This window comes from Brevibacillus brevis (assembly GCF_001039275.2).
GTDB lineage: Bacteria > Bacillota > Bacilli > Brevibacillales > Brevibacillaceae > Brevibacillus > Brevibacillus brevis_C.
In genome coordinates, this window is the sequence record NZ_CP030117.1 from 3,101,855 (window position 1) to 3,121,520 (window position 19,666).

At 46.0% G+C, this 19,666-nt stretch carries 19 protein-coding genes and 1 riboswitch; of the genes, 15 read left to right on the forward strand and 4 right to left on the reverse strand.

Going from position 1 to position 19,666, the window contains the following annotated elements:
• Positions 1-178: 178 nt before the first annotated feature.
• The 6 genes from brnQ (at position 179) to AB432_RS15385 (ending at position 7,559) form a co-directional block, all read left to right on the forward strand.
• On the forward strand, positions 179-1,522 hold the full coding sequence (gene brnQ, locus AB432_RS15360; RefSeq protein ID WP_048033020.1) for a branched-chain amino acid transport system II carrier protein: 1,344 nt from the start codon (positions 179-181) through the stop codon (positions 1,520-1,522).
• 132 nt (positions 1,523-1,654) lie between these two features.
• Complete coding sequence (locus AB432_RS15365) at positions 1,655-2,860, forward strand: DUF418 domain-containing protein (protein ID WP_048033021.1); 1,206 nt, start codon at positions 1,655-1,657, stop codon at positions 2,858-2,860.
• 220 nt (positions 2,861-3,080) lie between these two features.
• Positions 3,081-4,493: an FMN-binding glutamate synthase family protein gene (locus tag AB432_RS15370; RefSeq protein WP_048033022.1), complete on the forward strand. Its 1,413-nt coding sequence runs from the start codon at positions 3,081-3,083 to the stop codon at positions 4,491-4,493.
• Positions 4,494-4,498: 5 nt separating this feature from the next.
• On the forward strand, positions 4,499-5,293 hold the full coding sequence (locus AB432_RS15375) for a YqjF family protein (protein ID WP_048033023.1): 795 nt from the start codon (positions 4,499-4,501) through the stop codon (positions 5,291-5,293).
• A gap of 129 nt (positions 5,294-5,422) precedes the next feature.
• Positions 5,423-6,598 carry an acyltransferase gene (locus AB432_RS15380; RefSeq protein WP_048035834.1) on the forward strand — a complete coding sequence of 392 codons (1,176 nt, stop codon included), beginning with the start codon at positions 5,423-5,425 and terminating at the stop codon, positions 6,596-6,598.
• Between the two features lie 61 nt (positions 6,599-6,659).
• Positions 6,660-7,559: a DMT family transporter gene (locus AB432_RS15385; protein WP_048033024.1), complete on the forward strand. Its 900-nt coding sequence runs from the start codon at positions 6,660-6,662 to the stop codon at positions 7,557-7,559.
• A gap of 135 nt (positions 7,560-7,694) precedes the next feature.
• On the opposite strand, the gene AB432_RS15390 is transcribed toward AB432_RS15385, so the two are convergent.
• Positions 7,695-9,002 carry an aminotransferase class I/II-fold pyridoxal phosphate-dependent enzyme gene (locus tag AB432_RS15390; RefSeq protein WP_048033025.1) on the reverse strand — a complete coding sequence of 436 codons (1,308 nt, stop codon included), beginning with the start codon at positions 9,000-9,002 and terminating at the stop codon, positions 7,695-7,697.
• 178 nt (positions 9,003-9,180) lie between these two features.
• Here AB432_RS15390 and def point away from each other — a divergent pair, with 178 nt between their 5' ends.
• From def to AB432_RS30760, 3 genes are all read left to right on the forward strand, one after another.
• Positions 9,181-9,732 (forward strand): peptide deformylase, encoded by a 552-nt coding sequence (gene def, locus AB432_RS15395; RefSeq protein WP_048033026.1) that lies wholly within the window; start codon positions 9,181-9,183, stop codon positions 9,730-9,732.
• 3 nt (positions 9,733-9,735) lie between these two features.
• A complete protein-coding gene (locus tag AB432_RS15400; protein ID WP_048033027.1) occupies positions 9,736-10,746 on the forward strand; it encodes a homoserine dehydrogenase in 1,011 nt (336 codons plus the stop codon).
• 100 nt (positions 10,747-10,846) lie between these two features.
• Entirely contained in the window at positions 10,847-11,002 is a 156-nt protein-coding gene (locus AB432_RS30760; RefSeq protein WP_173630014.1) for a hypothetical protein, read from the forward strand.
• A gap of 64 nt (positions 11,003-11,066) precedes the next feature.
• On the opposite strand, the gene AB432_RS15405 is transcribed toward AB432_RS30760, so the two are convergent.
• The gene (locus AB432_RS15405; protein ID WP_048033028.1) at positions 11,067-11,855 is read right to left on the reverse strand and encodes a CAP domain-containing protein; all 789 of its coding nucleotides are present in this window, start codon (positions 11,853-11,855) and stop codon (positions 11,067-11,069) included.
• A gap of 7 nt (positions 11,856-11,862) precedes the next feature.
• A riboswitch (cyclic di-AMP (ydaO/yuaA leader) is annotated at positions 11,863-12,019 on the reverse strand.
• Positions 12,020-12,103: 84 nt separating this feature from the next.
• A complete protein-coding gene (locus AB432_RS15410; protein WP_235617705.1) occupies positions 12,104-12,379 on the reverse strand; it encodes a rhodanese-like domain-containing protein in 276 nt (91 codons plus the stop codon).
• A 494-nt stretch (positions 12,380-12,873) separates the two neighbouring features.
• Between AB432_RS15410 and AB432_RS15415 the strand changes: the two genes are divergently transcribed.
• On the forward strand, positions 12,874-13,077 hold the full coding sequence (locus AB432_RS15415; RefSeq protein WP_007729289.1) for a cold-shock protein: 204 nt from the start codon (positions 12,874-12,876) through the stop codon (positions 13,075-13,077).
• A 175-nt stretch (positions 13,078-13,252) separates the two neighbouring features.
• On the opposite strand, the gene AB432_RS15420 is transcribed toward AB432_RS15415, so the two are convergent.
• On the reverse strand, positions 13,253-13,699 hold the full coding sequence (locus tag AB432_RS15420) for a hypothetical protein (protein WP_048033030.1): 447 nt from the start codon (positions 13,697-13,699) through the stop codon (positions 13,253-13,255).
• A gap of 111 nt (positions 13,700-13,810) precedes the next feature.
• On the opposite strand from AB432_RS15420, the gene AB432_RS15425 reads away from it, so the two are divergent.
• The 5 genes from AB432_RS15425 to AB432_RS15450 all read left to right on the forward strand — a co-directional run bounded on the left by AB432_RS15425 (position 13,811) and on the right by AB432_RS15450 (position 19,661).
• The gene (locus AB432_RS15425; RefSeq protein WP_048033031.1) at positions 13,811-14,554 is read left to right on the forward strand and encodes a 2-phosphosulfolactate phosphatase; all 744 of its coding nucleotides are present in this window, start codon (positions 13,811-13,813) and stop codon (positions 14,552-14,554) included.
• 80 nt (positions 14,555-14,634) lie between these two features.
• Positions 14,635-16,224 (forward strand): catalase, encoded by a 1,590-nt coding sequence (locus AB432_RS15430; protein WP_048033032.1) that lies wholly within the window; start codon positions 14,635-14,637, stop codon positions 16,222-16,224.
• A gap of 522 nt (positions 16,225-16,746) precedes the next feature.
• A complete protein-coding gene (locus tag AB432_RS15440) occupies positions 16,747-18,657 on the forward strand; it encodes an EAL domain-containing protein (RefSeq protein WP_048033033.1) in 1,911 nt (636 codons plus the stop codon).
• A 154-nt stretch (positions 18,658-18,811) separates the two neighbouring features.
• Positions 18,812-19,270 (forward strand): GreA/GreB family elongation factor, encoded by a 459-nt coding sequence (locus AB432_RS15445; protein ID WP_048035835.1) that lies wholly within the window; start codon positions 18,812-18,814, stop codon positions 19,268-19,270.
• A 115-nt stretch (positions 19,271-19,385) separates the two neighbouring features.
• Positions 19,386-19,661 (forward strand): hypothetical protein, encoded by a 276-nt coding sequence (locus tag AB432_RS15450; RefSeq protein WP_048033034.1) that lies wholly within the window; start codon positions 19,386-19,388, stop codon positions 19,659-19,661.
• Positions 19,662-19,666 lie beyond the last annotated feature (5 nt).

Consider the following 19,666-nt stretch of genomic DNA (forward strand, 5'->3'; position numbering starts at 1 on the left):
CACTTGTCGATGTAACAACGGTAAGATATGGCAGGTGGTTTCCCTTGTTTTTTACTTTCAATTATAGTAAGAAAAATGGTAATGATCTTACAATTACAACTATGGCGTTGCTACTAGCTAAGGGACGCAAAAGTTGATAGAATGCCTCTCAATAAGGTGGGAGGTAATATATACGTCGATGATAACCTTGTCTAAGAAAGAAATGTTGCTGGTCAGTTTTATGCTGTTTTCGATGTTTTTTGGTGCAGGGAACCTTATTTTTCCACCCTATTTGGGTCAAGAGGCAGGTACCCATGTTTGGCTGTCGATTGCAGGCTTTGTATTATCGGCTGTCGGTCTGCCCATCCTTGGGGTGATTGCTATTGCAAAGGCAGGCAGCTTTTACCAATTAGCGAGTCGTGTACATCCAAGCTTTGCTCTTATTTTTCCTATTTTGATTTATGTGTCGATTGGACCCGCACTTGCTATCCCGCGTGCTGGCAGTCTCGCGTACGAGATGGGAATGGCGCCTTTTTTGCCGGCACAAGCCGCTGATTCCACCTGGAGCCTTTTCTTCTATACGATCGTATTTTTTGGCATTGTCTTTTGGTTTAGTCTGAGTCCTTCCAAATTGATTGATCGCTTTGGGAAAATACTGACTCCTGCACTGCTGACCATGATTGCACTGATCTACATCAAGAGCTTATTTACACCACTCGGTCCAACGGGGGTACCAGCAGGAAAATATGCCACCAATCCGGTTGTGCAAGGTTTTCTGGACGGGTATTTAACGATGGATGCTTTGGCTGCACTCGTATTTGGTATCGTGATCGCCAATACGCTGCGGAGCAAGGGAATCGAAGACAAAAAGCAACTGTCTGCGAATATGATCAAAGCAGGTCTCGGAGCAGGTTTGTTGCTGACATTCATCTATGTCATTTTGGGATTGCTCGGTTCATCCGGTGCCTCTTTAGGAAGGCCGGAGAATGGCGCATTACTCTTGACAGCTATCATGAGACAGCTTTTTGGGACAAGCGGTACGCTGATTCTTGGTGTCATCTTTACCGTCGCTTGCCTTTGTGTATCGATTGGACTCGTAACTTCTTGCAGTCAATACTTTCATGGACGATTCAAAGGTTTGTCCTACAGAGGATGGGCGATTATTCTCTGTGTCCTGAGCATGGGAGTCGCAAACTTGGGACTATCGGAGATTTTAAGTGTATCTGTCCCGATTTTGGGCGCAATTTACCCGATTGCTATCGTACTCATTTTGCTGGCTTTACTAGAGCGCTGGATACCTGGGCATTCGTCTGTGTATATGACGACTGTCGCAGTTGTGACGGTTTTTGGTGTCGTGGATTTGATGAATCTTACGTTTTTTAATCAGAGCTGGAGTGATATCTTGGGTGTTCTTCCTTTTTATAAGGAAGGCGCTGGTTGGATCATGCCAGCAATATTTGCTGGTTTTGTCGGTGTTTTGCTCGATTTTCGGAAAAGGACAAACCGCACAGGAACAGGAACAACAACTTCCTCATCAAAATAAGGCAACACGTAAGGGAGGGCTTCGTTTTCGCGAAGCTCTCTTGTTATGGAAAAAAGCATGTTGTTACTTTTTTCGAGGTTCATTCGTATTAAAAGTGTTAAAGCCTAGAGCGTAGTTGAGGAGGTTCATTACGTGAAAGTAGCACCTGTTGCGGAAGGTGAGCGAATTCGGCAGCTAGATGGGATTAGAGGCTTTGCTCTCTTGGGGATCGTACTAGTGAATATGCCGTCATTTTTGTACCCCATTATGTTCTTACCAGATGCAGGACTGGTCAATACCCATTCGGAAATCGATGGTTGGATACGGCTTTTGTTTAACATGTTTATACAGACGAAGTTTTACACGATCTTCTCGTTTTTGTTTGGGGTAGGCTTTTTTCTGTTTATGCATCGTGCGGAGAGCAAACAGTTGCCATATCAAAGCCTGTTTACGCGCAGATTATTGGTGCTGCTGATTGTGGGGATGGCACACCTTGTTTTCCTCTGGTATGGCGACATTCTTCATACGTACGCCCTAGCCGGATTTCTTCTGTTGCTGTTTTACCACAGGCAAGAAAAGACGATCAAAAGATGGGCGTGGACGCTCTTGATTGGTATGCAGGCCCTATCTGCTCTGATGCTGACCGTCCCTGAGGACCTCGTTCCTGTGCCAGATCAATCACCGCTCATACAAAAAGCTATCGATGCTTATACCAATGGGTCGATGATCGAGTGGTTGCTATTCCGGGTTGCTTACGAAATTCCAGTCGTTTTCTCCCTTGAGTTCATTGTTATCCTATCTGTACTGCCGCTCTTTTTATTCGGATTTCTGGCAGCCAAGCGGGGAGTATTGGAGAGGACGGAAGAATTTATTCCAGCCATTCGCCGCGTATGGTGGCTGGCATTGGGCTTAAGTGTTGTGCTTGTACCGATGATTCCGCTTGTTCAATTTGGCATCGTAAAATTTCCTGCCTCGATCTCGATCGCCGTTCAGACATTTGTTACCTGGAGCGGTCTTAGTCTGTGCGCTTTTTACATCACGTCACTGCTGCTTCTTTATCGGAAAGAGAGCGGCAAGCGCATGTTGAAGCATTTGGAACCGGTCGGCAGAATGGCGTTAAGCAACTATTTGAGCCAAACCATCATCGCTGTATTGCTTGTGCGTGTTGGACATTTGTACGGAACGTCTGGGCTGGGTCTCGGATTGGTGTTTAGCTTGGTGATCTTCACTGCGCAAATCTTCGTTAGTCGCTGGTGGCTCGCCAATTATCAGTTTGGTCCTGCCGAATGGCTTTGGCGCTGTTTGACATACGGCAAATTTGTACCGATGAAACGAAAAGGAGGAGCTCATGCGATTTGACACTCTCATGACAATTGCTGTCGTGCTTGTGATGACGTTCTGTTATTTTTATTTGTGGAAAAGGCTTTGCTCGAAAACGTCCAGTTAATCTGGGCGTTTTTTCTACCTTCAACGGTCAGGAACAGCGTAGGATAAAAGTGGCATGATTGGGGCAAAATTTTCCTATCTCATATACCTATTAACAAGCAGCAGCGCTCTTACAGTAGGAAGGAGAAAGAGGATGGCTGGCAATTGGATTTCGTTTTTGATCGGCTCCTTTGTAGGATCGATTGCTGCACTCATCGTGGTGGGACTGCTTTTGATCTGTCTTTTTCGACCTCTTGCCCAGTGGCTGCTCGCCAAGTTCATGAAGCGCCTCATGTCAGACCGCTATCCGGAAAATATTTTTGAGATGGTCTCCGCAATGACCAAAGTCAGTCCACGCTACGTTCTGGAGAACAGCTTGCGAGCAGCTTCTGGACAAGCCATCGAGCGTCCTTTCGGAAGTCCGCGTAAGTTCTTGAACTTCGATAGCTTGATATTTTCTCCTGCACAACTGGCCAAGCTGCCTTCGAGTGAGGATACCGAAGTGGATATGCAAATCACGATTGGACCCATGGCAAAAAAGCCTTTAACCTTGGACATTCCGCTCATGGTAGGGGCAATGGGATACGGTATCGGTGTAAGTGCCGATGTAAAAATCGCGATTGCAAAAGGAACGGCTGCAGTGGGGACTTTGACGAATACCGGTGAAGGCCCATTATTACCGGAAGAGAGGAAATTCGCCAAACACCTGATTCTCCAATACAACTCGGGAAAGTGGGGAAAGGAACCGGAAATTTTGCGACAGGCGGACGCCATCGAAATCCATTTTGGGCAAGGGGCGACTGCAGCTGCCGCGAGTTTTATCCCCGCTGAATATATCCAGGGAAGAGCTGCTGAAATTATGGGCGTGCAGAATGAAGAAATGATCATCATTCCTTCACGGCAGCCGGAAGTATCGAATCCGGAAGATCTTAAGAAGCTCATAGACAAGTTGCGCACAATAACAGACGGTGTTCCGATTGGAGTCAAAATCTGTGCCAGTGCCATACTTGAAAAAGACCTGGAGATTGCGATCCAAGCCGGTGTAGATTTTATCAGTATCGATGGCGGACAGGCGGGGACAAAAGGAGGACCTCCCATCCTGGAGGATGATTTCGGCTTGCCAACGATTTATGCATTGACCCGCGCTGTGCGCTATTTGAAGAAAAAAGGTGTGAAGGAACGAATTACCTTATTGTCTGGGGGCGGATATAACACCCCGGGTGAGTGCCTGAAAGCAATTGCTTTGGGAGCAGACGGCATATTTATGGGGACAGCTGTTTTGTGGGCGATGACCCATGATCAGGTGACAAAAGCAATACCGTGGGAACCGCCGACAGAACTGATCACCTATCCGGGGAGCTTGAAAAACAAATTCGACCCCGATTTAGCCACGAAATACTTGGCTAACTTTTTTCTTTCGTTTGTGGATGAGATGGAAATTGCCATCCTCGCGCTGGGGAAAACATCTATTCGTGAAGTTACGGCTGCGGATCTCGTCTCACTCGATGAGATGACGAGCAAAGTGACGAAGGTTCCCCTTGCCTATCATTCATCCTCTTCCAGTTAATCAGCATGATCGACGTACGAATGGGAGGGATTCGTATCGAACAGAGGATCATCCAAATCAAGTCACCTGCACAGTATAACGGATGGACCATGACGCAGACATGGGAGCATCTACTTTTTTTACATTGGGCGGTTTCCCCAGCGTCTATCAAAGGGCTCATTCCAGAAGGACTTGAGCTCGATACTTACGATGGCAAGGCATGGATCAGTATGATCCCGTTTTTGCTTAGTGGGGTGCGTTTGCGTCGGATGCCGTCCGTACCATTCACGACGACTTTCCCTGAAATCAATGTCCGGACGTATGTGAAGGCGAAAGGGAAGACAGGCGTGTTTTTTCTTTCGCTGGACACGTCGAATCCGCTGGTAATCAAGATTGCGAAATTTTGGTACCGACTGCCGTATTATCGGGCTCAAATGACTTTTCATCACCAAGGAGATCGGATCGATTTCACCTCTCGACGTCTATCCAGTCTGCCTCAGTCTCCCATGTTCGAAGGCAGCTACCAGCCTCTCGCTGACAGATTTCTCGCCAATGAGGGAACGCTAATGCATTGGCTGACGGAGCGATACACGCTCTTTTGCAGGTGTAACAGAACAAAGCAAATGATGTATGCGGATGTGGTGCACGAGCCGTGGCAGCTACAGGAGACAGTCTTTCATATTCGTGAAAACTCGATGACCGAAAACCTGTCGATCCCTCTCACAGATTCTCCGCATCTAGCACTGTATTCACGTGGGGTACAAAGTCTTATTTGGCCGATTCGAAGTCTAGCGGATCTATCTTCGGATCGAGGTGGATAAGAGTGACTGATACCAGTACAAAAGGGTATCAGTCTTTTTCGATTTGAGACTTGCCAGACTGACTTTTGGTCGGTAAGATGAAAGATAGCACTTTTTTTCGTAAAAACAGGAAGGATCTGGTATTTGGTTATGGCTCGAAAAGAACGAATTGGCGAGTTGGATCTGATCCGGGCCTTTGCATTCTTGGCTGTGGTTTATCAGCATGTCATTGGTGTGTATATCCGTGAGCCGGGATTGACAGGGCAGGTGTCGATCATCTACGGAATGTTGTTTCATTTGTTAAAATTCGCGGTACCAGCATTCATTTTCATTACGGGTCTTGTTTTGTTTTACAACTACTCCGAAAAAGTAAACTATATTTCCTTCACGCGTAAACGGATAACGGAGATTTTGGTTCCGTATGGAATATGGTCGGTGGTTTACCTTTATTTGATGGAAAAGCCCTTGGGTGAGGGAGCAGCGTTCGTTTGGAATGTAAGCAAAAATTTCCTGACAGGGACATCCTCTTATCATCTGTGGTTCGTCGTGATGATTTTTCAGTTCTATCTTTTGTATCCGTTTTGGCAAAGCGTATTTGAACTTTTCCGCAGATTCGTGACCAATCGCTTCCGTCTCATTGTCGTTCTTGGAGTCAGCGGATTGGTTTATGCGGGCCTCATGTGGTTTTCAGCGCGATACATCCCGGCGCATGGTTTCCGATTCGATATGAATTGGCTTGATACGTATTTCATCAAATACCGCGATCGAAATGCGTTCTATTATTTCTATTACTTTTTGTTCGGTGGCTTGGTCGCCTGCACGTTGCCTGCATTCCGTGCCATGCTGAAAAGATACTGGCAATGGATCATCGTTTCGGTTGGTGTGCTGTACGCCGTCATTGGCTATGAACTTTTGCGTGATTCAGGGCAAGGCCAGATCAATTTAAACGTCGCGACATCCTTGAAACCTTCGATGTTCCTCTATACGATGGCTTGCTTACTGGCTGTGTACGCTCTCTGCCTATGGATGAGCAAAAAGCAGTCCAAATGGACACATTGGCTGGGACTCCTTGGGAAATATTCGTACGGAGCGTATTTGATTCATGCACTGATCTTGACGTACTTGATGAAGATTTTACGCGAGCTTCAACTTTTTCACACGGGCGTGTGGGGAAGTATGGTAGCCTTCGTCTTGTGCTCCATTCTTTCTTTTGCTATATCATTTGGGCTGGGAAAACTGCCGTTTGGTTCCTGGCTGGTGGGGGCAGCAGAGAAAAAGACAAAAAAGATCCCGTCATCTCAAAAAGAATGGCAAAACGCAGGTTAATCGCAAGCAGTTTGGCCAGATGCAGAGAATTGTAGGAGGTTGAAGGGAGAAGCGAGTCGACATGCTGTTAGCTTACATTCAGTTAGCCTTGGCTATGGCCTTGGTCGGGGGCAATATCTCCATCGGTAAAGAAATTGTTTCTCATGTTCCTGTGTTTTTGTTTTCGGAGCTGCGCTTTTTGCTCGCGATCGTCATCCTATTGCCGCTGCTGGCTATGCGTGGGGAATGGAAAACATCTTGGAGCCGTGAGGAAGGCAAGGTCTTATTCTGGCAGTCGTTTTTCGGCGTGTTTCTGTTTAGTATTTGCATGCTGTATGGTGTTCAGTGGACGACCGCTACTGCAGCGGGTATCATTACGAGTACGGTACCTGCCTGCATCGCTTTGTTTTCGTTCTGGATTCTCAAGGAAAAATTACACGCCAATAGCTTAGTGGCGATCGGTCTTTCAGTGGGCGGGATCGGCTTCATTACGTTCACTGGAGGCGGCGGGGAACAAAACTGGATAAGCATGCTGGGCAATTTGCTCGTATTTTTGGCGGTCGTTAGCGAGGCGCTCTTCACGATTTTCGCCAAAAGACTTTCTGGGAAAATAACTCCTTTCCAAATGACTGCCGTGATAAATGTCATCAGCTTTGTCTTGTTTCTTCCGTTTGCGATCTGGGAAAGCTTGCGGTTTGATTGGAGTGCTGTACCTGCAAATGTGTGGTGGCTTCTTGTGTACTATGCGTTTACGGCAAGCATCTTATCCTTTTTTCTCTGGTACAAAGGGGTGGAGAAGGTGGAGGCTTCCAAAGCGGGCTTGTTCACCGGAATGATGCCGATAAGCGCTGCTCTCGTCGCTGTCTTTTTCTTGAACGAAGCATTTACTTGGATGCATGGGGTGGGTATGATCCTGGTGCTCGCCTCCATTTTTATCGGTACACACCAGCCGCGGCGTATGCGTTCGTCGATTGAAAGCTAGTAGAAAAAGCATGATGGAAAGGTCTCGGAAAACCTCGCATGTAAACTTCGCGGGTTTCCGGGGCTTTTTTTGAAAGAAAACGAAAAGCGCCCTGACACGAGGTCAAGACGCTTTTTTCAAAAGAGCTAGTTACATTTATTTGGTCAATGCATTTTCCAAATCTTTTACACCGCTGTAGACTAATTCGAACAAGTCCGCAATGTTTTCTTCTTCAATGCAAGAGAAGGCAATGCGCAAGTCGGTTTGACCGAGAGCGATCGTACCGACGCCATACTGTTCCAGCAAGTGCTGGCGCAATGTTTCCGCTTCGACAGTCTTTAGCTTGAGGCACATAAAGTAGCCGGAGTTGAATGGATAGTAGGTCCACACGTCATCGTATTTACCGCTGTCGAGCACTTCCTTGGTGCGGTTGGCGCGGCCTTTCATGATATCGAATTTCTCCTGCTTCTGTGCTTTGTACTCCGGTGCAGTGATTGCTTGCAGGACGAATGTTTGGGAAGGATGCGATCCGCTGGAAAGAGTCGCGCGGATGATTCCCATAGTCTTCTGTTCCAAAGCGCTGAGCAAGTCGGTGGATGAGGAAGCATACGTAATGAAGCCAACACGGAAGCCCCATACGTAATCCTCTTTGGTAGCTCCATCTACCTTTACAGGCAGAATACGTGGGTGAACGTCGCATAGACTAGCGAAGAGAGATTCGTGCATCGAATCCTCGAAGAACAAGCCGAAGTACGCGTCATCTGTCACTGCGACAATGTTGATCCCAGCCTCAGCACCTTCTTTAAGTGCAGCAACGATTTGCTTTCCTTCCTCTGGACCTGGTGTATAGCCAGTTGGGTTATTAGGGAAGTTGAGTACGACGATGGCTTTGCCTTTGTCTTTTTGAGCGAGAATGGCATCACGCAAAGCAGCAGCATTAAATTTCATCTCGTCGTTATACAATGGATAGTAGACCATTTCCGCACCACGGCGGATCGAAAAGGTAAGCTCGTAGTTTTCCCAGTTTTTGTCTGGGATGATGACACTGTCGCCGCTGTCAGCGAACAAGTCAGATACGATACTCAGTCCATGCGTCAATGCGTTTGTAACGATTGGGTTACTAAACGTACGGTTAGCCAGTGAAGGCTGTTCCTCGATCATTTTTTTACGCCATGCTGCACGCAGCTCAGGTTTTCCTGCTGGGGGAGCATATTCGTAAATGTCTTTTGGCTGGTAAGCAGACAGATTATCCTGGATGACCTTAAGGTGCATCGGTTGACCGTTTTCCAATGCAATCCCGATGGTTGCGTTGTACTTTTTCGCTTTTGCTTTCGCTTCTGCCGACTGGCTGAGAATCCCCTCTTTCGGGAAATAAATCAGCTTGGCGATATTGGACAGCATTTCATATACGTGTGGGTTTTCGCGTTGGATGGTTTCGTTCAGCGTTGATGCTAATGAATGCATGGTAGCCTCCCTTTTCATATACAAACATCTATCTTTACCAATAAAGATAGCGTATCTACATGCATTTGTCACCCTTGGCCAGCGGGATATTTCAGATTTTGCAAGGTTCCTTTTGACAGTGAGGACATGATTTGCTACCTTGAAATCGAAAACTGAGTAATGCGGGAGGGAGAAGGAAATGGCTGAACGCAGGATCGTTCGCCTGGGAGACCCTATCTTGCGTGAAACTTCAAAAAGAGTACCATCCATTACTCCACAGGATGAAAAGATTTTGGATGATATGGCCCAAACGATTTACGCTGCGAAGGGTCGAGCAGGTTTATCCGCGATCCAGATTGGCATTCCGAAGCGATTAGTTGTGATGGATTGCGGTAGTGGTTTGATTGAACTGATTAATCCGGTGTTAATGGAAAAATCAGGTAAGCAGATAGGGCAAGAAGCTTGTCTTTCGATACCGGGTGTTTTTGGGATCGTTCATCGGGCCAATTATGTTAAAGTTCAGACGTTGAACCGCCAAGGAGAAAAAAGGACAATCGAAGCGGAAGATTTCCTTGCTCGGTGTATTCAGCACGAGATGGACCATTTAGAAGGAATTTTGTTTATTGATCATACGGAAGAGCTCTACTCAGCAAAAACAGGAAAGAAACTGAATGGCAGGGATTTGCACCGGCTACAGGCGAAAAGCAGAAAAAATGGCGGAAATAATCGGAATAGACAACAAGGAGATTGACTCATGAAACGTTGGAATATTATGTTAACAGGCTTTGGAACAGTAGGACGTCAGGTAGCCAGATTGCTCGAGCAGCGACGGGAGCGATACCGCGAGCTTTATCAAGCGGATGTCAGACTCGTGGGAGTTGTTCGTTCAGCTTCCGGTCTCTACGATGAGAACGGAATCGATTCAGAAAAAAGGGAAGACTATGCTCATACAAAACAAACAAGGAACCCATCTTGGAACGCACTGGAATTTATCAAGTCAGCTCAAGCAGACGTGCTCATCGAGGCAGGTCCATCTGAAAAAGAGGGAGGACCCGGTCTTACTTATATTCGTCATGCATTAGAAAATGCTATACATGCAATCGCGATTTCAAAAGGTGCGCTCGTTGTCGATTATGCTGGATTAGCCGCTCTAGCCAAAAAAAATGGCGTCGCGTTGAAAGTGAGTGGAGCAACAGCAGCAGCTCTACCGACAATCGATCTATTGCAGTATAACTTGGCAGGTTGTGAAGTAAAACGAGTCGAAGGCATTTTTACGGGAACGACGAACTTCGTGCTTACAAAAATGATGGAAGAGGGGCTCAGTTGTGCGGAAGCAGTCGAGCTCGCTCAGAAGATGGGGATTGCCGAACCGGACCCTTCGTACGATATCGATGGTTGGGATACAGCTTCGAAGCTCACGATCTTGGCAAACGCTGCTTTTGGCATGCAAGTAAATCTGACCGATATCACACGCGCAAGTATTCGCGAAATAACCTCGTTACAAATGGAGACGTGGAAAAAGCATACGAAGATTCCCAAGCTGATCGGAAGCATCCAAAAGGAAGCGAATGGCACGCTTTCTGTAGCAGTGGAGCTCTGTGCAGTGGATTACACTCATCCATTTGCTTCTGTATCAGGTACGACCAAAGCCATACGGGTTGAAACAGATGTCATGGGGGATTTATTAGTCGTTGGAGGAAAATCAGATCCTGTAGCGGCAGCAGCGGCTGCCTTAAAAGACCTTGAACATATTATTAGCAGATAGGCTCATTTGCATGTGCTTCCAATGTTCCTTAGGAATGAGCCGTTTACAACCGCGAGCATACTAGGGATGCACCACAAAAAACGGCAAGGGGGCTATACGGATGAACCAATCGTCTGATGTCAATGCCGAGCTGCAGCAAGTATCTGCTTACCCAACCAAGCAAAAAATGTATCAAAAGGACGTCGCTTTGGTAAATGAGCAGGATAGCTGCTGTTGTACCCCCAAAAAGCAGGCATCCGAAGCACAGCAGGAATAATGCCTACACGAAAAAGCCGGGTCTCGTTTAAGAGACACCGGCTTTTCGTTTCGTGCAAAGCGTTCTATCCGATAAATTCTTGTACCCAGTAACCATTTGTGAAGCCTACACCGATTTTTGTGAACGCAGGGTTCATAATGTTTTGGCGGTGGCCTTCACTGTTCATCCATTGTTGCATAACTTCTTGTGGACTCTGTTGACCCATGGCGATATTCTCACCTGCAGTCGAGTACTGAATGCCATACTGCTTCATCATGTCAAATGGGGAACCGTACGTTGGGCTGTTGTGGTCAAAATAGTTGTTAGCAGACATATCTTGTGCTTTTGCCAACGCTACTTTGGACAGTGCTGCGTCCATTTCAACAGGCTTGAGACCTGCTTTTGCACGCTCTTGGTTCACCAAATCCGCGACTTGTTTCGCAAAATCACCCGTTTTTGCATCTTCAGCCTGATTTACTGGAGCGGAAGGCTGAGTGACGTTCTTGCTAGGTTGTGCTGGTGCTGGTTGAACTGGTGTTTGTTGTGCTGGAGCTTGTTGTACGGGTGCTGGTTGAAAAGATCCTGGTTGAATTGGGTATGGTTGTACAGTGGTAGCTTGTCCTTGCTTAACAGGTTGCATTGGCTGTACTGCTTGTGGTTGGCCAGGAACAAAGCCTTGCTTTTGGAAAAAGTTAAAGAACTGTTGTGCATTTGGTGCTTGTTGGAATTGTCCCATATTTTGACCCGCATTGAATTGGAATTGTCCGTTCTTCAATGGGCAGTTAGATGCTGCGGAAGCAGAAGAAGCAAACCCTGTCAAAGCCAAGCCCAGACCAAGAGTCATCGCGATTGTAACAGAACCAAAACGTTTCATAAAACAAATCTCTCCTTTTTTTGGCCTACGAGGTTAGTTGTCGGATTCGGATTGAGGAAACAACCCTACGCCAGTTCGGCGATTCACCCCAATGTGGAGTATCTCATCCACAAAAAAGTCCCCCGCACTTCCTTTTCAAGAGGAAGTCTCGGCTTATTTCGTTTGGCATGAACAACAATATCAGACAATCCCAATCGAAATAAAGGAGTAATATATGGCAAATAGCTAGAATCGTTGATAAATTAGGCTCATTTCGCTTCGTTTGATTGTTCCTTCCATGCGGTTAAGCCGCCTTCCAATGCATTTGCTTGAAAACCATGCTCACGAAGAAGAGCGGCAGCTTTTTGAGCTTTGTTACCTGTTGTACATAGGGTAACAATCTGTACATTTTTCGCAAGTTTCTCGGTTTCTTCATCGAACGGTTTGTCCTGTTCTTTCATTAAAAGATACGGGACGTTACGTGTCGATGCGTTTTCATGAACGAGGCTGCCGGAAATAAATTTTTCGGCATCGCGTACGTCCAATAAAAGTACGGGCATTTTCTTTTGAAGCAATTCGGATAATTGAATGGTTGTCAAAGTATGCAATGAAATCCCTCCCAATGCTATTGTAACAGAGTACCGCCTTCCCAGTATAAGGGTGAACGGTTGCTTTTATTGGACAACCATGGTAGAATGAGGTTGCTACTTGAAAAATTGATACCTAATCATTCATCGAGGTGTATTTGTATGCTGATGGATAACATTTTTGAATCCCCGATTCACACTGGCGCGGTCATCGGAGCCGCAAGGATGGAAGAGAGGAAGGGCTTTCATTGTTTTAGGTTTTCAAAAGGTTTAGTTTTTAATTTTGCAGTTCCGTCCTATGACATTCGTATATTGGCTGAGTAGGTAAAATTCACATATCATGAAGGCGTATCATAGCACATGATTTGGTATTTCTTCATGATATGTGAGCTTTATTTGCTTCGGTAAATATGACTAGCATATTCAAATTGAATTTTTGGAGGTTTTTTTAGATGCAAACGAACGGAACAGTAAAATGGTTTAACGCAGAAAAAGGTTTCGGTTTCATTCAAGTAGAAGGCGGAGACGATGTATTCGTACACTTCAGCGCAATCCAAGGTGACGGTTTCAAAACTTTGGACGAAGGTCAAAAAGTTCAATTCAACATCGTTCAAGGCAACCGTGGCCCACAAGCTGAGAACGTAGTAAAACTGTAAGTCTCCTTTTAAAAGAAGCTGTCCTTTCGAGGGCAGTTTTTTTTGTCGTGGTCGTTGGTCGTAGAAGCCAAAAAGGCGTTGGAATCGTCCCCAGCGCCTTTTCTTGCATGCGAATGGATTAAAAAAGGAACTATGGCCTCCCACCATAATTCCTCATTTTCTTCCTACAAGATCATTAGATACAAGTTTCGATTTCGACAGTTTGGAATTGACTGTCAAGAACTGAAAGACCAACAACTTGACCGCCGCCGATAGAAGTACGGCCATAAGTGGTGAGAAGGACATTTTCATTGTTTTCTGCTACGGTAAGGCGCACTTCATAGTGGAAAGAAGCGGGGACCAGCGCATTAAAAGCAGTGCGAGTATTCGCAGGGATAAATTGCGTGATGTCAAGCAAGGTGCTAACTGGATTCGTTTGCGTAACTGCGTTACCCCAGTTCAATACTTGCACACGTACTTCAACCTCTTCTGTGTTCAGATTTACCAGGTCGAGGTGAGCGGTGAGAGCACGGGCGAGGTTGTTTTGCAAAATACCAGTTGTTCTCACAGTATTTCTTTTTGGGCGTCTGTGACTTCTTCTTTCAGTATTACCTTGATCGTCGTCGTGTTCGATTTCAGACATCCATGTTCACTCCATTCTTGTGTAATCTAGTGGGACAATAATACGATATTGTTTCTTGTCTTATTTTGTAACGGCGAACGTAAGGGTACGAGTAACTATTTTGGATAGAGGATGGTGGAGATTTTGGGAGAAACACCTGTATGCAAACAACTAGATTACACGGCACGATTTGATTGGGGATATGAAGGGGTGGAACATGTCGGAGCTGCATCGGATATGATCGTTATTATCGATGTGCTTTCCTTCAGCACGTGTGTCGATATCGTAACGGGACGTGGAGGTATCGTCTATCCTTATCAGGTAAAGGATGAGTCAGCCCTAACATTCGCGAAACAAAAAGCGGCGCTACTCGCTGGAAAACGTGGAGAACCAATCTCCCTTTCACCCGCCTGTCTGAAAACGGTTCCAATGGGAAGTAGAATCGTATTACCCTCGCCAAACGGATCGACCTGTACCGTGTTGGCAAAGAAAACAGCGGCAAAGGTAATCGCAGCGTGCTTGCGAAATGCGTCATCCGTCGCCAAATACATACAGCAGCAGAAAGGATCTGTGACGGTCATCGCTTGCGGTGAACGGTGGGAAAATGGAGCATTGCGACCCGCTATTGAGGATATGATTGCGGCAGGTGCGTTGCTTCACGAATTGGAGGGGTATTGCTTGTCACCAGAGGCAGAAATGGCGGTGGCAACCTTCCGATCGGCTCAAGCTCATCTTTCCGCTTACTTGCAGAACTGTGCTTCCGGCCAAGAACTAATCAGCATGGGGTACCCGGAAGATGTCGCACTTGCAGCACAATGGAATCAGAGTGGCACGGTTCCAGTGCTTAACGATGATTTTGCTTACGAAGCGATTTAGTCTTTTCGCATAAAGAATCCCTCATTCGGTAACCATGGTTATGAACCACACATGAGAAAAACTGGACAGGGAGGATTCATATGGATGACAACAGCAAGTCCATTAACCAGTCAGAAGAAAATACCCTGACGAATCGCCAAGGCCATCCGATTACAGACAACCAGAACTTGCGGACCGTTGGAAATCGCGGGCCAACCGTTCTGGAGAATTACGACTTTCTGGAAAAAATCACACATTTTGATCGGGAGAAAACACCTGAACGTGTCGTGCATAGCCGAGGTGCCGGAGCACATGGCTATTTTGAAGCGTATGGAACCGTAGGAGATGAGCCGATTTCTACGTACACGAGGGCGAAGTTGTTTTCGGAGCGGGGGAAAAAAACGCCTGTGTTTGTACGGTTTTCTACGGTTATTCATGGCACACATTCACCCGAGACATTGCGCGATCCACGTGGGTTCGCGGTGAAGTTTTATACAGAGGACGGGAACTGGGATCTGGTTGGCAATAACCTCAAAGTTTTTTTCATTCGGGATGCGATGAAGTTTCCTGATCTTGTCCATGCGTTCAAGCCTGATCCTGTCACAAACATACAAGACGTGGAACGGATCTTTGACTTTATCTCGAACACGCCTGAGGCCATGCATATGATCACGTTTTTGTTCTCCCCGTGGGGAATACCAGCGAACTATCGGCAAATGCAAGGCTCTGGCGTAAACACGTACAAGTGGGTAAACCACGAAGGAAAAGCGGTCCTGGTCAAATACCATTGGCAACCATTAACGCAAGGGATTAAAAATTTGACACAAAAACAGGCGGAAGAGATCCAAGGGAAAAACTTCAATCATGCCACGCAGGACTTGTATGAAGCGATTGAGCGAGGGGAATATCCGGAATGGGAAATGTGCGTCCAGATCATGAGTGATGACGATCACCCAGAGCTCGATTTTGATCCGCTTGATCCAACGAAAATATGGCCCGAAGATCAATTCCCGTTTCTTCCTGTAGGCAAAATGGTACTGAACAAAAACCCGGATAACTATTTTGCAGAGGTCGAGCAAGCAGCATTTGGGACAGGTGTTTTGGTAGATGGACTTGATTTTTCCGATGACAAGCTACTGCAAGGAAGGACCTTCTCTTACTCCGACACGCAGCGTTATCGGGTTGGCGCCAACTATTTGCAGCTTCCGGTTAACGCTCCCAGAAAGCATGTCGCTACCAATCAGGAAGGCGGTCAAATGCTGTATCATGTAGATCGGACGCAGCGGCATATTAACTATGAGCCATCGACGATTGGCGGATTGCAGGAAGCCAAGCAAGCCGCTCCCGATCATCAGCCGGAAGTGGAAGGAAAGGTCGTTCGTCAAAAGATTGATCGCACAAACGATTTCAAACAGGCGGGAGAACGTTATCGCCTCTTGGAAGACTGGGAAAGAGAAGACCTCATTGCCAATCTGACGGATGCACTCCTCTCCTGTGATCGTCGCATTCAAGAGAAAATGCTTGACTACTTCTCGCAATGTGACGAAGAGTACGGCCAGCGTTTGAAATCTGGAATCGCTCAGGGCAATGGCGGAAACAGCAAAGAGATGGGCGGACCGATGGGCGCAACGAATCCCGGAGCGGCTGTCAAGGACGCCGAACAAAAGTCTCGTCCCTCTAAACCTTACTGATGACCCGAGTGAACCATCTAGACGAAATAAACAGCGGAGCTTTGCCGAATCCATGGTGAAGCTCTTTTTTGTATCCGTTACCATTTGACTTAACAATCAGTAGGCTAAAACGTATGGGATCGATTTGCCAAAGGAGACGTCATTCAAGTCAAAAGATAAGAAAACACATCAACATATTGTAGTTGCAGCCTTTCCATTATTCGCGGAGCATCGAGTTAGGTGTCGTCACATCTGATCGTTTCGTAGCAAAAGCTCATATTCTAGCACTCGTTGTTGATAATATCAGTAATTACATGCTGCCGGTGATTGAGCTTGATCAGAGGGATATCTGAACTGAAACAGTAAGAAACGTACTAAAGTAATCGAAAAAACAGTAACCTCTTTCCTTTTGCCTGAGAGGTAGTATTCAACGTTGTCATGGATAAACATGGAGGAAAATGTAGAATTATGTCGAATGAATATTTGTGAATAAGCATGAGCCTATACGTACGTTGGTTCTAGGGAAAAGGAGAATCTATGTAAATGCAGAAGTCATCAAATTCGTCCAAGGAAAACAGCGCTGCATGCTGCCAACCGTCGATTTCGCTGGCAGACGATTCTGCACGGATTGTAATAGAAGGAAACAACGAAGTTATCGCACAAATGAACATGATTAACTTGACGGAAGTGGATTTGCAGTTGATCGCAGCGTTTCGCCCTGTCATTGCGACTGAAATTGAGCAGATTACTTCTTCTTTTTATGAATCGATTCTCCATGTAGACTCTTTGAAACAAATTGTATTGGAGCATACAACCGTTGAACGATTACATCAAACCTTAAAGAACCATTTAATCGAGATGTTTGACGGCCGGATCGATCCTGCCTTCATTGAAAAACGCTTGAAAATTGCGATGGTTCATCAAAAAATCGGGCTTCCTCCCAAGTGGTACATGGGTTCTTTTCAAAACCTGTTAGGCACACTCATGCGAATTATAGATGATCGGAAAGAAGTTTATCCTGACTCGAAAAAACTGGCACAAGCCATTACGAAGTTGCTCAGCTTTGAGCAGCAATTGGTCCTGGAGGCTTATGAAGACCAGACACGTATGCTGGAGCAACGCGCCAAGTCGATGATGGAATATCAGGCGTTTCACGATGAATTAACCGGCTTGCCAAACAGAAGGAAGCTCCATCAAGCCTTGCAGGAGGCGATAATTAACAATGGCGAACAGGGTACGCGTTTTGCGGTGCTGGTACTGGACATCGATCGTTTTAAAATGATCAATGACTCTCTGGGCCATACGTATGGAGATCGTTTTTTGCAAGAAGTGAGCGATCGGATCAAAAAAAGCGCGGAAGGATTCGATGTGACGATTGCCCGTATGGGTGGTGATGAGTTCACACTGATCTGCCAGAATGTTGAGGGCGATCACGAGTTTTCGACATTGGCTGATCAAGTGGTCAAGGAAATCGAGATCCCCTATCTCTTGCAAGGAAAAGATTATTACGTCTCGGCGAGTCTTGGCGTAGCGGTGTATCCCGATCACGGATGCAGTGAGGAGCAATTGCTCAAAAATGCTGATGCTGCCATGTACGAAGTGAAGAAAAACGGGAAAAACGGATTTCAGTTTTTTACCAATGAGCTCGATGAACAAGTGTTGATTCGTATTGAACTGGAGAGGGATTTGAGAAAAGCGGTAAAGAATGACGAGCTGGTTTTGTACTACCAGCCACAGATTCAAACAGGGAACAATCAGCTCATTGGCGTGGAAGCACTCGTTCGGTGGAATCATCCGATAAAAGGAATCCTGTCACCTGGTGTGTTCATCCCGATTGCGGAGGAAACGGGCTTGATCTTTGAGATTGGCACGTGGACATTAAAGGAAGCCTGCAAACAAATGAAGAAATGGCATGATGCGGGTGGACCCTTGATTCCCGTTTCAGTCAATCTGTCCTCACGTCAGTTCCACCAACCCAATCTCGTAGGCTACATCCGACAAATCCTGGTAGAGAGCGGACTCGAACCGCAGTATTTGGAATTGGAAATAACGGAAAGTATGATGATGGACGCAGATCTTTCCACAGAAATTTTAAAGGAATTGAATGAATATGGCGTAAAAATTAGCCTGGACGATTTCGGAACGGGTTACAGCTCGCTCAGCTACCTCAAGCTGCTGCCCATTCACAAGCTAAAAATTGATCGTTCGTTCATTACGGATATCACGAAGAATCCCAGTGATCAGGCGATCGTCGCAACGATCATTTCCATGGCGAAGCATCTAAACATGAATGTCATTGCAGAAGGGATCGAGACCCAGGGACAGTTAGACTTTCTTACGGAGAATGCCTGCAAGGAAATCCAAGGGTATTACTTTAGCCACCCATTACCTGCAACGGAAGTGGAGGAAGCATTCTTCATGCCGGTGCGAGAGAGTTTTGATCATCCTCTGTAAAGCATTTCTAAACAGTCGATGGAATCATTTTGAAATTATTGATACAATGATGAGAGTCCCTTCGGGGGCTATTTTTTTAAGGAGGGTTTTTCGATGAAGAACATTACGTTCATCAAACATGTCTATGAAAAGCAACTGGGGGGTGAAATTTACTATGAACCCTAGTATTTTGAATGGCACCAGAAATCATCTGATCAACCAGCTTGTCTTTTTTGACGAGCAGTATTCACTCTTTTACGATCAATATGTACGCAATTATGGAAAAGAAAAGCAAGCCATCGATGAGATTGTCGAGCGTTACAAGCAAACACTTGAAAGCCTTTTGTCAAAAGAAGACAGCGCACTCTTTCAATCGCTTAAAGCAATTACTTTATTAGGCAGCAGCGTAAAAGTGCTATTTGAAGAAGATCAATTTGAGGAGTCATTTACTGTGGTGTACCCCACAGACATTGACCCGGATAACAACAGAATTTCATTCTTATCGCCAATAGGCAGGCAACTGCTGCTAGCGGCTCCACACGATTCTGTTGTGCTGGAAAGTCCGGTTGGCAGGCAGCAGGTGCAGGTTCGGGAGATAAGCTTTACATATATGGGGGGATTCTCGTCACCTTAGAAAACTACCCATCCCATCGATCATATGAGAAGACACTAACACGGGTTAGTGTCTTTTTTTGTTCATTCTAGTAAAATGCAAGAAAAGTAAGCTGTACGTACAGGAGGGAAAGACGATGAAAATAAATGCCTGCCCAACGTGTGAGCAAGATGTGCAATGGGATATGAATCGCTTGCAGAAGCTGGAGGAGCGGTGGGTGATAGCTTGTGAAATTTGTGGTGACCAGTTTTTCAGCGTGACAGAAGAAGAAAAGGAAATGATCCTTGCAGGCATGCGATTGACGGAAGAGTATACACCAGATATCATCAATGCTTATCACAATGAGGATGTAAAGAACCTCCCCTCCAGAGTTGGGTTCGGAGAAATCAAAAAAAGCAATTCAGAGAACTGAATGGC